Source organism: Flavobacterium sp. (assembly GCF_043779715.1).
GTDB lineage: Bacteria > Bacteroidota > Bacteroidia > Flavobacteriales > Flavobacteriaceae > Flavobacterium.
In genome coordinates this window covers 1-11520 of record NZ_JAYWDT010000001.1, presented here as the reverse complement: position 1 = coordinate 11520, position 11520 = coordinate 1, and the positions used below count along the sequence as shown (strand labels likewise).

The following is an 11520-nucleotide window of genomic DNA, read 5'->3' as shown; positions in this document are numbered from 1 at the left end:
GATCGTAGAATCGAATATAGAAGAAATTCTTACCGATCACGCTTGGTGCGAACAAAAAGCAGCCACAAATGTAATTACAATGATTACTCACAATTCTGAACATGAAGAATTAGTAACCGAATTATTAAAGATTGCCAAAGAAGAAATAGATCATTTCCAGATGGTTCATGAAATTATTAAAGAACGCGGACTAACATTAGGTAGAGAGCGAAAAGACCATTATGTAAACGAATTATTCAAATTTCTAAAAAAAGACGGAAGCCGTAATGATGCGTTTGTAGATAGATTATTATTTTCGGCAATGATTGAAGCTAGAAGTTGTGAACGTTTTAAGGTACTTTCTCAAAATATTCAAGACAAAAAATTAGCTGATTTTTATAGAGAACTTATGATTAGCGAAGCCGGGCATTATACTACATTTTTAGGATTTGCCAGAAAATATTCAGAAAAAGTTGATGTAGACAAACGTTGGGCAGAATGGTTAGAATTTGAAGGAGAACTCATATCTAATTACGGAACAAAAGAAACTATCCACGGGTAATTATTTAAAGTCAAAAAATGAAAATCGAAGACTTCATGATTCCCTGCGTAAACAAAACACTTTTTGGTATAGATTGTTTCGGTTGTGGTACACAAAGAGCTTTTTTATTAATTCTAAAAGGCGAATTTGTTGAAGCTTTTTATATGTTTCCTGCCATTTTTACCACTATTATATTTTTTATAATTCTGGGATTAAACTTTATTGACAAATCTAGAAATTATCACAAAATAATTATATCATTGGCAATTATTAATGCTATTATTATGATAATTTCTTACTTTTACAAACTAACAAACTTTTAAAAAAACTATGGAAAAACAAAAATTACCAAACGGAACCGTCATTCTTATCTTAGGGATTTTATCAATTATTACCTGTTGTTGCTACGGAATAGGTTTAATTTTAGGAATTATAGCTTTAGTTTTAGCTAAAAAAGACATTGCATTATATGCAACAAATCCTGAATTATATTCTGATTACAAAAATGTAAACACAGGTAAAATCTTAGCTATTATTGGTGTTGTTTTAAGTGCAATATATTTACTATTAGTTATTTGGATGATTTATACATTTGGATATGATAACATGCAAAATCCAGAATTGATGCAAGAAAAAATGAGAGAATTAATGGGTTCATAAACCTAAAATAATTATAATAAAAAAATCCGTCTAGTTCTAAAAACTAGACGGATTTTATTTTATAAAAATAATTGAAAATTACTTCTCAAATTGTTTCAATGTTTTAATAATTATCGAAACACAATCTAGCAATTGCTCTTCATTCATTACTAATGGTGGTGCAAAACGAATAATATTTCCGTGTGTAGGTTTTGCTAGCAATCCGTTATCACGCAAAGCCATACAAATATTCCAAGCGGTATCGCTTTCTTCAGTATCATTTATCACAATTGCATTCAATAAACCTTTTCCACGTACTAAAGTTGCAATGGTAGAAATTTCAATAAATTTTGCCAATTCCGAACGGAAAATTTTCCCTAATCTTTCAGCATTTTCAGCAAGATTTTCATCGGTAACAACTTGAAGTGCTGCAACCGCAACCGCAGCAGCAATTGGATTTCCACCAAAAGTAGATCCGTGTTGACCTGGCTTAATGACATTCATAATCTCATTATTTGCTAACACTGCCGAAACTGGATAAGCCCCACCAGAAATTGCTTTCCCTAGAACTAAAATATCTGGCTGAACGTTTTCGTGATTTACAGCTAATAATTTACCCGTACGAGCAATTCCTGTTTGTACTTCATCAGCAATAAATAAAACATTATGAGCTTCACAAAGTGCTTTCGCCTTTGCCAAATAACCTTCTGCAGGAACATAAACTCCAGCTTCACCTTGTATAGGTTCTACTAAAAATCCTGCAATATTTTTTGATGATTTTAATACATTTTCTAAAGCGGTCAAATCATCATAAGCGATGCTAATAAAACCAGCGGTGTAAGGACCAAAGTTTTTACGTGCATTTTCATCGTTAGAAAACGAAATAATCGTCGTTGTTCTTCCGTGAAAGTTTCCGTCGCAAACAATAATTTGCGCTTCATTTTCGGCAATTCCTTTTTTCTCATAAGCCCATTTTCTACATAGTTTCAAAGCAGTTTCTACCGCTTCGGCACCAGTATTCATTGGTAATACTTTATCAAAACCAAAATAGTTTGTTATAAATTCTTCGTAAGGTCCTAATTTGTCGTTATAAAAAGCACGAGAAGTCAATGTTAATGTTTGTGCTTGCTCTATCATTGCTCCCACAATTTTTGGGTGACAATGTCCTTGATTTACTGCCGAATAAGCTGATAAGAAATCGTAATATTTTTTTCCTTCTACATCCCAAACATATACGCCTTCTCCACGAGCCAAAACAACAGGAAGTGGGTGGTAATTATGCGCTCCATATTTGTCTTCTAAAGCAATAATTTCTTGTGAACTGATTTTTTCTAATACTGACATGGTAATAATTGTATTGATTTTAGTAATCTCAATTCCTTCTTTTGGAGAGAAATCATCCCTATTTTCGACAAAAATAATGAATATTCTTTAATTTACTGCTTATCTTTCTCCAAACATTTCTAACAACTTGGTAACCGTATTCCAATTTCTAATGGTTGCCGTTACATTTAGTTTTTTCTCAATATATTTCTGATCTAATCTGGTTTTTCCTGCGCCAACATCATATTTGATATAAATTCTACTCGAATCAATACTAGCTTCATCAGGCTTAAACTGACTGATTTTTAAATCATTTAAAGCCGAAGCATTCAATTCTTTCGAAATAAAAGCAACATATAATTTTTTCGTATCGACTTCTTTTTCTTTTAAATAGTTATTGTTTTTAAAACAATCTTCTAAATCTTTTTTACCAATAACAACATTAGGAACATCATGACCAAAAACTTTAAAAATCTCCTGTTTGATTGTAAAACCAACACTTGGACCATTTTCTTCTTCCGAATCTACAAATACATTTCCTGATTGAATATACGTTTCCACATTTTGGAAACCAATGTTTTCTAAGGCGCTTTTCAATGCATCCATTTTTATCATATTGTGACCAGAAACGTTGATGCCACGAAGGAGAGCGAGATGGGTTGTCATTATTTATATAGATTTTGGTATAAATTTAAAATAATTTATCAAATGAACCTAACAATCCTTATTTTTGCAACATGGGAAAAAAAATAACAGACAAAATCGTTTTTGATACGGTAAAAGTCCTTGATGCGGGTGCAAAAGGCGTTTCGGTGGCGAAAGCTCCTGATGGTAAAGTAATTTTTATATCTAATGTCGTGCCTGGCGATGTAGTCGATGTGCAAACTTTCAAGAAGCGTAAGGCTTATTATGAGGGAAAAGCTATCAATTTTCATGAATATTCTGAGCATAGAACAGAGCCGGTTTGCGAACATTTTGGTGTTTGCGGTGGTTGCAAATGGCAGAATATGAAATATTCACAACAATTGTATTACAAACAAAATGAAGTTTATAACAACCTGAAAAGAATTGGGAAGGTCGAAATGCCTGAATTTGAAACTATTTTAGGTTCGGAAAAACAGTTCTTTTATAGAAATAAAATGGAATTTGGTTTTTCGAACGCTCGTTGGATGACCGAAGCCGAAATAAAAAGTGATGAAGAGTTTGATGACCGAAATGCGTTGGGTTTTCATATCCCAAAAATGTGGGATAAGATTCTTGATATTACAAAATGTCATTTGCAAGCCGATCCATCGAATGCGATTCGTAACGAAATTCGTCGTTTTGCGATAGAAAATAATTTAGAATTCTTCAATCCAAGAAATCACGAAGGTTTACTTAGAACACTTATGATTCGTACGGCTTCGACTGGTGAAATCATGGTTCTGATTCAGTTTTTTAAAGAAAATAAAGTACAACGTGAATTGATTATAAATCATTTGGCTGAAACTTTTCCAGAAATTACTTCATTACAATATGTGATAAATGGAAAACCAAATGACACGATTTATGACCAAGATGTAAAATTATTCAAAGGTCGTGAGTATATTTTAGAAGAAATGGAAGGTTTACAATTTAGTATTAATGCGAAATCTTTTTACCAAACCAATTCTGAACAAGCTTACGAATTATACAAAATAACAAGAGATTTTGCTGGATTAACAGGAAATGAACTCGTTTATGATTTATATACAGGAACCGGAACTATTGCACAGTTTGTTTCGAAACAAGCCAAGAAAGTAATTGGAGTTGAAGCAGTTCCTGAAGCTATTCTTGATGCCAAAGAAAATGCAAAACGCAATAATATTACTAATTGTGAGTTTTTTGTAGGTGATATGAAAAATGTTTTCAATGATGCTTTTATTGCGCAACATGGTCATCCTGATGTAATTATTACCGACCCGCCTCGTGATGGTATGCATGCCGATGTAGTAAAACAAATCTTAACTATTGGGGCTGAAAAAGTTGTTTACGTGAGTTGTAACTCCGCTACACAAGCTCGTGATTTGGCTCTTATGGACGAAATGTATAAAATAACTCGCATTCGCCCAGTTGATATGTTTCCGCAAACACATCATGTCGAAAATGTGGTACTTTTAGAAAAAAGAAAATAGATTTAAGATTACTGATTAACGATTTTTGATTTCAGATTTATGAAAAAACTAAAAATTATTACTATTGCTATTTTTATTGCAAACCTGTTTTTTGGTTGTGAGAAAGATGATATTTGCGAAGATGGAACGCCAACAACACCGAGAATGATTGTTGAGTTTTATGATAATCTTGAACCAACGGCAAAAAAAACTATTACTAATTTAGGAATTGTTGCTGACGGAATGTCTACTGGAATTTTATACAATGGCGTGAGTAAAATTGAAGTTCCGCTACAAACTACAGCCGATATTACAAAGTATAGTTTTATTTATGATTCACAAAATGTAGATGTTTCACTTCGAAATGAAGACAAAATAACCATCAATTATATAAGAACTGATGTTTTTATTTCTAGAGCTTGTGGCTACAAAACCGTTTTTAGTTTACTTGATAATCCTAATGGAATTGTAAAAACTATTGATACTGATAATTGGATTAAAGAAATCGTAATTCAGAAATATAAAATTCTTAACGAAGATGAAGTTCATGTTAAAATTTTCTTTTAATATCCCACTAAAGTCGAAAGTGAAAAGTCATAAAGTCGAAAGTCCTTATTCTAAATGGCTTCAACCTTTTTTTAGTTTTTACTCTTTTGAAAAAAAACAGAAGAATCAAAATCTATACACACAGGGCTTTATGACATTAAAACTTTATGACTTGCGACTTTTAGCTATCCTAATTCTATTTTTATCATTTGGCTCTTTTGCACAAGATAAAAAGAAAGACACTATTGTCCCTAAAACGCAACGATATGGCTTGCGTGTAGGTATCGATTTGTCTAAACTAGCCAGAACAGTTTATGACAAAAACTATAAAGGAATAGAGTTTGTAGGCGATTATCGTTTGACAAAAAAAATGTATCTCGCTGCCGAAATTGGTAACGAAACCAAAACTACCAAAGATAATACTGTTGATTTTACAACCAAAGGAACTTATTTTAAAGTAGGTTTCGATTCTAACAATTACGAAAATTGGTTAGACATGGAAAACATGATTCACATTGGTTTGCGTTATGGTGTGAGTACATTTAGTCAAGAATTAAATAGTTATAAAATATACAATACAGATACATATTTCCCAGTTGCCCAACCTGTTGCTAATGACACAAGATACAACGGATTATCCGCACAATGGGTTGAAGTTGTTGCTGGTATGAAAGTAGAATTATTTAATAATCTCTATGCTGGATTTAGTGCTCGTTTAAACTATCTGGTTTCAAACAAAAAACCTGATAATTTCGATAATTTGTATATTCCTGGTTTTAATAGGACTTATGACGGAAAATTTGGTGTAGGTTGGAATTATACAGTGAGTTATTTTATTCCTTTGTATAAATCTAGTGGCAGAAAGATATTAGATTCTAAAAAATAATTTTTCCATTTATCGAAATAATTTTATTTTTTTATCACGAATTACACAAACTTACATGTTAGCAGAAATTTTTAAACCACGAAAACATATGAAACTAATATTTCAATTTTTGATTAATTTTATTACGATATCATCGATTGCGCAAAGCAGCATCAATTATAAAGATGAAGACATCAATCAACTTAACATAAGCGGAGACAAAGTTGGAATGTGGAAACTTTTTGATGAAAAAAATGACGTGAAAATAACAATTGACTATTCAAAAAAAGAAAATCCAAAAATTGGCTTTTATAAAAATGAAAAATTGATTGCCACATATGATAAAATAGACAAATTAGAAATATATAAAGATGCTAAAAGAGTCAAAGCTAAATATTTTTACCGCGAAAACGGCTCTCAAACTTTAGTTGACGATACTGGAAAAGAATTAGATTCCGAAACCATAAAATTCTACGCACAAGCTGCAGAAGTTAACGCGATGTTTTACGGTGGAATCAAACAGCTATATGAATTTATAGGAAATAACTTTAATAGCAACGGTCAGAAAGGAAAAATGAAAGTGCAGTTTATTATTGACAACAACGGATTCACAAATAATATTGAGATCATTGAAACTTCAAATACGAAACTAAATGATGAAGCTAAAAGGGTAATATCAATATCTCCAAGATGGCAACCAGGGTATCAAGGAGGAGATTTTGTAAAAACTCCATATATAATTCCTATAAATATAAATTAATAAAACTTCTTCTAAGGCGGTTTAGCAAGAAGAAAATTAAGACTTTGAAAAACAACCTTACTTTATCTCCTTAAATCCTTTTATAAATAACCATTTCATAAATAATTTCTCACCTTCATTAGTTTGAATGGTTTGAAATTTTGGAGCCAAAAGTGTTCCTAATACAAAAGCTGTAATTGGAATCCAATAACCTTCTAAATTAGTATAAATTGCTACTAAATATCTAGTTGTAAAAAAGATGATGGCAAAGCCTATAAAGTTATAAACGAATGATTTTGTTTTTTTGTTCATGTTTTTAATTTTTAATGAGATTTCTCCTTCGTCGAAATGACAAGATGGTGTTTATTTTGTCATTTCGACGAAGGAGAAATATCATGATACTATTATTTATTTTAAATCTAATTACAAATCGTTACTATCTGAAACCTGATTACTGTTATCTAAATTCTGAAATTTCGTTCTCTTGCTTCCTTCGTACATTTCGTATTTTACCAATCGTGCTTCTAAACTTCCGTTGAAAAGTTTAATTTTTCGTGAAGGTTTTAATCCTACAAACTTTAATGCTTCAAGATTTGCTGTAATAAACCAAGCATTAGTATTAGGGTAACTTTGTTTTAAAGTATCTCCAATTTCTCTATAAAAACGTTCCATTTCGATGTCTAATCGTTCACCGTAAGGTGGATTAAAAACCATGTGTAACTTACCTTCTGTTTGTTTTTCTGTTTCAAAGAAATTTTGTTCAGAAATGGTTACATATTCATCTAAATTAGCATTTTTTATATTGGCAATCGCTTTCTGAACCGCACTTGGCGCTTTATCGTGACCCACAATCGTATAATGAAATTCTTTAATTTTTTTCATTAACGAATTCATAATATTATCAAACAATTCGTTATCCCAATCATTCCATTTTTCGAAAGCAAATTCCTTACGGTTTATGTTGGCAGGAATATTACAAGCAATCATAGCGGCTTCGGCAAGAATCGTTCCCGAACCACACATAGGATCTATAAAATGTCCTTGGCCTTCCCAACCAGAAAGCAACAACATTCCAGCTGCTAAAACTTCATTTATAGGCGCAATATTTGTCGCAGTTTTGTAACCACGTTGGTGTAATGAAGCTCCAGAAGTATCTAAAGCAACTGAAACTTGGTCTTTATCGATGTGAACATTGATTCTCAAATCCGGAAAATCTTTATCTACACTTGGACGAACGCCTGTTTTTGCTCTAAACTGATCTACAATTGCATCTTTACATTTCTGAGAAACAAACTGCGAATGTTTGAAATATTCTGAATGAACCGTTGTGTCTATGACAAAAGTCTGATTGGTGTTTAAATATTTAGACCAATCGATTCCTTGTATATTTTTATATAAATTTTCGTCACTTTTTGCTCTAAAATAGTAAATAGGTTTCAATATTTTCAAAGCAGTTCGCAAGGACAAATTGGCTTTATACATAAATCCCTTATCACCAGCAAAACTAACCATTCTGGTTCCCATTTCTACATCTTGAGCACCCATTTGCGTGAGCTCTTTTGCTAATATTTCTTCGAAGCCAAAAAAAGTTTTGGCAATCATTTTAAAATTTTCCATTTTCAATATCAATGTCAATTACAAAAATCAATTCAAAAAGCGTTGTGAATGTTGATGTAATAGTTATTTTTCTGCAAAAATACATTAAATTTGCAGTTATATTTGAATTTCAAAGAACAAACAATGTCAGAATCCGAAAATCCTAATTCTCAAATCCCAAATCCTGAATCAAATAACTGGTTTGCTACTTGGTTTGACTCTCCTTATTATCACATACTTTACAAAGATAGAAACTATCGTGAAGCTCAGATTTTTATGGATAATCTGACACATTATTTAAATCTTCCAGAAGGTGCGACTGTTTTAGATTTAGCTTGTGGCAAAGGTCGTCATGCGATTTATTTAAATCAATTGGGATTTAATGTTTTAGGAGTAGATTTATCGCCAAATAGCATTGCAGAAGCTAGTAAAAACAACAATATACATTTGAATTTTAAAGTTCACGATATGCGTGAGCCGTTTGAAGAAAAATTTGATGCTATTTTCAATTTATTTACCAGTTTTGGTTATTTTGAAAATGATGCAGATAATTTAAAAACCTTAATTTCTATAAAAGAAAGCTTATCAGAATATGGTTTTGCTGTTATCGATTTTATGAATGTAAATCATGTAATTACAAATCTTGTTCCTGAGGAAATAAAAACGGTTGATGGTATAGATTTTCATATCAAACGTTATCTAAAAGATGGCTATATTCACAAAGAAATTGATTTTGAAGACAATAGAGAAAAATTTCATTTTACCGAAAAGGTGCAAGCTTTAACTTTGCAGGATTTTGAGGAAATGATGGAAGAAGCGGGCATTTATTTATTAGACATTTTTGGTGATTATAAATTAAAGAAATTCCATAAAACTGAAAGCGAACGATTAATTATGATTTTTAAATAAAATAAGGATTATTTGGTTATTCGGGGATTTGGTTATTTGTAATGAACAGCCAAATAACCAAATCCCCAAATCCACGAACAAACAATTATATGGAATATCTTTTACCTTTACTATCGGTTTTATTGGGTTTTGGAATCGCTTTGTTTTTTCAACCGAAGAACAAAACCAATCTAAAATTATTATTGGCTTTTAGTGGTTCTTTCTTGTTGTCATTAACTGTGATTCATTTATTACCAGAAGTTTACGAAACAAAAAGCCATGCCATTGGAATATATATTATGATTGGAATTTTGTTCCAAATCATTCTAGAATTTTTCTCGAAAGGTGCGGAACACGGTCACGTGCACGGACACGATAAACTGACGCAAATGCCATGGGCGCTTTTTATAAGTTTGTGTTTGCATGCTTTGTTAGAAGGATTTCCGGTAGGTCATCACCATGATTTAGCCATAGGAATTGCAATACACCACTTCCCTATTGCTATTATTTTAACAACCTTTTTCTTGGGTACGCAACTAAACAAAACTACCTTGTTTTTGTTTATGATAACTTTTGCTGTCATGACGCCGTTAGGAACTTTGGTTTCTGAAAATTTTCCTGTTTTAAACGAATATTATACACAAATAACAGCTGTTGTCATTGGAATATTATTTCATATTTCGTCAACTATTATTTTTGAAAGTAGCGAAGGACACAAATTTAATATTGCTAAAATTTCGATGATTATTTTAGGAATTGGATTGGCTTATTTTGTTTAAATTTGAATAAACTATTAGAAAATGACTTTCACAAAAACCACCGAACAATCCTCAAAATATGAACATTTAGAAAAAATGTCGGTTAATGAATTGTTAGTTAATATAAACAATGAAGATAAAACTGTTCCGTTAGCAGTCGAAAAAGCGTTACCACAAATAGAAAAATTAGTTACTGAAATTGTTACCAAAATGAATCTTGGTGGACGTTTATTTTATATTGGAGCAGGAACTTCTGGAAGATTAGGTATTGTAGATGCTTCGGAATGTCCGCCAACTTTTGGTGTTCCTTTCGATTTAGTAAACGGAATTATCGCTGGTGGCGACAAAGCCATTCGCCGAGCGGTCGAAAATGCCGAAGACAATACCACACAAGCTTGGGTTGATTTATGTGAATTTGATATTAATAAAAATGACGTTGTGATTGGGATTGCAGCTTCTGGCACGACTCCTTATGTGATTTCGGGATTAGAAAAATGCAACGAAAATAACATTATAACAGGTTGTATTACTTGTAACGAAGGAAGTCCATTATCACAAACTGCTCAATTTCCTATTGAAGTTGTAGTTGGGCCAGAATTTGTAACTGGAAGTTCTCGTATGAAAGCTGGAACGGCTCAGAAACTGGTTTTGAATATGATTTCGACAGCAACTATGATTCAGCTTGGAAAAGTAAAAGGTAACAAAATGGTCGATATGCAATTGAGCAACGACAAACTCGTAGATCGTGGTGTTAAAATGATTATGAGCGAAATAGCTGTGAGTTACGAAGAAGCTTCGGAGTTATTGAAAAAATACGGTAGCGTGAGAACAGCAGTAGATAATTTTCGATTAAACAAATAAACGAATAACCAAATCAACAGACTGAATGTCAACAAATAAAGAAGTCTTATTTAAAGGGATAAAATACATTGCATGGGCTTTGCCTTTGTTTTTTATTGGTCCGTCAATTATATATAATGCTTTTATAAATAAAGCAAACAATTGGCATTATCTGGTTTTAGGAATCGGAATAACTGCTTGTTTTTTTGCTATCTTTTTAACTTTTAGAGGATTAAAAACCATAATGCAAAGTTTATTCGATGGAAACAAATAGTATATATCTAGAGAGTGTCAAAAAGCAAATGCTTTATTACAAAACAATTGGTGAAAAAGCTATAGAACAATTAGAACCAGAGCAATTATTTATTTCGGTAAATGAAGATACGAATTCGATAGCGACAATTATAAAGCACCTTTCTGGAAATATGCTTTCTCGTTGGACAGATTTTTTAACAACCGATGGAGAAAAAGAATGGAGAAATCGAGATGGTGAGTTTAATGATTCCATTAAAACCAAAGAAGAATTACTTGAGACTTGGAATAAAGGTTGGAATTGTTTTTTTGACGCAATTAATGATTTAAAACCGGAACAATTATCGACAATTATATACATTAGAAACGAAGGTCACACGGTTATTGAGGCCATAAACAGGCAGTTGGCGCATTATCCGTAT

16 protein-coding genes are annotated in these 11520 nt (G+C 31.8%); 12 read left to right on the top strand and 4 right to left on the bottom strand.

The genetic code is table 11. The features are described from left to right. Position 1: 1 nt before the first annotated feature. The 3 genes from ACH2BG_RS00080 to ACH2BG_RS00070 are packed head-to-tail and all read left to right on the top strand — an operon-like array spanning position 2 to position 1180. Positions 2-541, top strand: coding sequence for a tRNA-(ms[2]io[6]A)-hydroxylase (locus tag ACH2BG_RS00080; RefSeq protein ID WP_395045706.1), 540 nt, complete (start codon positions 2-4; stop codon positions 539-541). A gap of 17 nt (positions 542-558) precedes the next feature. Further along, positions 559-843 (top strand): DUF2752 domain-containing protein, encoded by a 285-nt coding sequence (locus tag ACH2BG_RS00075; protein WP_395045705.1) that lies wholly within the window; start codon positions 559-561, stop codon positions 841-843. A gap of 7 nt (positions 844-850) precedes the next feature. Further along, positions 851-1180 carry a CCC motif membrane protein gene (locus ACH2BG_RS00070; protein WP_395045704.1) on the top strand — a complete coding sequence of 110 codons (330 nt, stop codon included), beginning with the start codon at positions 851-853 and terminating at the stop codon, positions 1178-1180. 78 nt (positions 1181-1258) lie between these two features. Here ACH2BG_RS00070 and rocD read toward each other — a convergent pair whose 3' ends face one another. Together rocD and ACH2BG_RS00060 are read right to left on the bottom strand one after the other, a co-directional pair. Beyond that, positions 1259-2503, bottom strand: a complete 1245-nt coding sequence (gene rocD, locus ACH2BG_RS00065) for an ornithine--oxo-acid transaminase (RefSeq protein ID WP_395045703.1) — start codon at positions 2501-2503, stop codon at positions 1259-1261. Positions 2504-2602: 99 nt separating this feature from the next. Continuing rightward, positions 2603-3148 carry a DUF1697 domain-containing protein gene (locus tag ACH2BG_RS00060; RefSeq protein ID WP_395045702.1) on the bottom strand — a complete coding sequence of 182 codons (546 nt, stop codon included), beginning with the start codon at positions 3146-3148 and terminating at the stop codon, positions 2603-2605. Positions 3149-3219: 71 nt separating this feature from the next. Between ACH2BG_RS00060 and rlmD the strand changes: the two genes are divergently transcribed. From rlmD to ACH2BG_RS00040, 4 genes are all read left to right on the top strand, one after another. Then, positions 3220-4635 carry a 23S rRNA (uracil(1939)-C(5))-methyltransferase RlmD gene (gene rlmD / locus ACH2BG_RS00055; protein WP_395045701.1) on the top strand — a complete coding sequence of 472 codons (1416 nt, stop codon included), beginning with the start codon at positions 3220-3222 and terminating at the stop codon, positions 4633-4635. Positions 4636-4674: 39 nt separating this feature from the next. After that, positions 4675-5181, top strand: a complete 507-nt coding sequence (locus ACH2BG_RS00050) for a DUF6452 family protein (RefSeq protein ID WP_395045700.1) — start codon at positions 4675-4677, stop codon at positions 5179-5181. 130 nt (positions 5182-5311) lie between these two features. Further along, positions 5312-6046, top strand: coding sequence for a DUF6048 family protein (locus tag ACH2BG_RS00045; RefSeq protein WP_395045699.1), 735 nt, complete (start codon positions 5312-5314; stop codon positions 6044-6046). A gap of 88 nt (positions 6047-6134) precedes the next feature. Further along, complete coding sequence (locus ACH2BG_RS00040) at positions 6135-6785, top strand: energy transducer TonB (RefSeq protein ID WP_395045698.1); 651 nt, start codon at positions 6135-6137, stop codon at positions 6783-6785. 57 nt (positions 6786-6842) lie between these two features. On the opposite strand, the gene ACH2BG_RS00035 is transcribed toward ACH2BG_RS00040, so the two are convergent. Together ACH2BG_RS00035 and ACH2BG_RS00030 are read right to left on the bottom strand one after the other, a co-directional pair. Next, positions 6843-7076, bottom strand: a complete 234-nt coding sequence (locus ACH2BG_RS00035; RefSeq protein ID WP_395045697.1) for a hypothetical protein — start codon at positions 7074-7076, stop codon at positions 6843-6845. Between the two features lie 111 nt (positions 7077-7187). Next, positions 7188-8381, bottom strand: a complete 1194-nt coding sequence (locus ACH2BG_RS00030; RefSeq protein WP_395045696.1) for a class I SAM-dependent RNA methyltransferase — start codon at positions 8379-8381, stop codon at positions 7188-7190. Between the two features lie 123 nt (positions 8382-8504). Here ACH2BG_RS00030 and ACH2BG_RS00025 point away from each other — a divergent pair, with 123 nt between their 5' ends. From ACH2BG_RS00025 to ACH2BG_RS00005, 5 genes are all read left to right on the top strand, one after another. Further along, positions 8505-9269, top strand: a complete 765-nt coding sequence (locus ACH2BG_RS00025; protein ID WP_395045695.1) for a class I SAM-dependent DNA methyltransferase — start codon at positions 8505-8507, stop codon at positions 9267-9269. 89 nt (positions 9270-9358) lie between these two features. Then, entirely contained in the window at positions 9359-10027 is a 669-nt protein-coding gene (locus ACH2BG_RS00020) for a ZIP family metal transporter (RefSeq protein WP_395045694.1), read from the top strand. A gap of 21 nt (positions 10028-10048) precedes the next feature. Next, the gene (gene murQ, locus ACH2BG_RS00015) at positions 10049-10867 is read left to right on the top strand and encodes an N-acetylmuramic acid 6-phosphate etherase (protein WP_395045692.1); all 819 of its coding nucleotides are present in this window, start codon (positions 10049-10051) and stop codon (positions 10865-10867) included. A gap of 25 nt (positions 10868-10892) precedes the next feature. Beyond that, a complete protein-coding gene (locus ACH2BG_RS00010; protein WP_395045691.1) occupies positions 10893-11120 on the top strand; it encodes a DUF6095 family protein in 228 nt (75 codons plus the stop codon). Next, positions 11107-11520: DUF1572 family protein (locus ACH2BG_RS00005; RefSeq protein ID WP_395045690.1), on the top strand; the 414-nt coding region annotated here is incomplete at its 3' end. The genes ACH2BG_RS00010 and ACH2BG_RS00005, both read left to right, overlap by 14 nt.

Bases quoted from the DNA above. Each gene is read 5' to 3' on its own strand.
- ACH2BG_RS00075 (WP_395045705.1), top strand. From the start codon at position 559: ATGAAAATCGAAGACTTCATGATTCCCTGCGTAAACAAAACACTTTTT.
- ACH2BG_RS00070 (WP_395045704.1), top strand. From the start codon at position 851: ATGGAAAAACAAAAATTACCAAACGGAACCGTCATTCTTATCTTAGGG.
- rocD (WP_395045703.1), bottom strand. From the start codon at position 2,503: ATGTCAGTATTAGAAAAAATCAGTTCACAAGAAATTATTGCTTTAGAA.
- ACH2BG_RS00060 (WP_395045702.1), bottom strand. From the start codon at position 3,148: ATGACAACCCATCTCGCTCTCCTTCGTGGCATCAACGTTTCTGGTCAC.
- rlmD (WP_395045701.1), top strand. From the start codon at position 3,220: ATGGGAAAAAAAATAACAGACAAAATCGTTTTTGATACGGTAAAAGTC.
- ACH2BG_RS00050 (WP_395045700.1), top strand. From the start codon at position 4,675: ATGAAAAAACTAAAAATTATTACTATTGCTATTTTTATTGCAAACCTG.
- ACH2BG_RS00045 (WP_395045699.1), top strand. From the start codon at position 5,312: ATGACATTAAAACTTTATGACTTGCGACTTTTAGCTATCCTAATTCTA.
- ACH2BG_RS00040 (WP_395045698.1), top strand. From the start codon at position 6,135: ATGAAACTAATATTTCAATTTTTGATTAATTTTATTACGATATCATCG.
- ACH2BG_RS00035 (WP_395045697.1), bottom strand. From the start codon at position 7,076: ATGAACAAAAAAACAAAATCATTCGTTTATAACTTTATAGGCTTTGCC.
- ACH2BG_RS00030 (WP_395045696.1), bottom strand. From the start codon at position 8,381: ATGGAAAATTTTAAAATGATTGCCAAAACTTTTTTTGGCTTCGAAGAA.
- ACH2BG_RS00025 (WP_395045695.1), top strand. From the start codon at position 8,505: ATGTCAGAATCCGAAAATCCTAATTCTCAAATCCCAAATCCTGAATCA.
- ACH2BG_RS00020 (WP_395045694.1), top strand. From the start codon at position 9,359: ATGGAATATCTTTTACCTTTACTATCGGTTTTATTGGGTTTTGGAATC.
- murQ (WP_395045692.1), top strand. From the start codon at position 10,049: ATGACTTTCACAAAAACCACCGAACAATCCTCAAAATATGAACATTTA.
- ACH2BG_RS00010 (WP_395045691.1), top strand. From the start codon at position 10,893: ATGTCAACAAATAAAGAAGTCTTATTTAAAGGGATAAAATACATTGCA.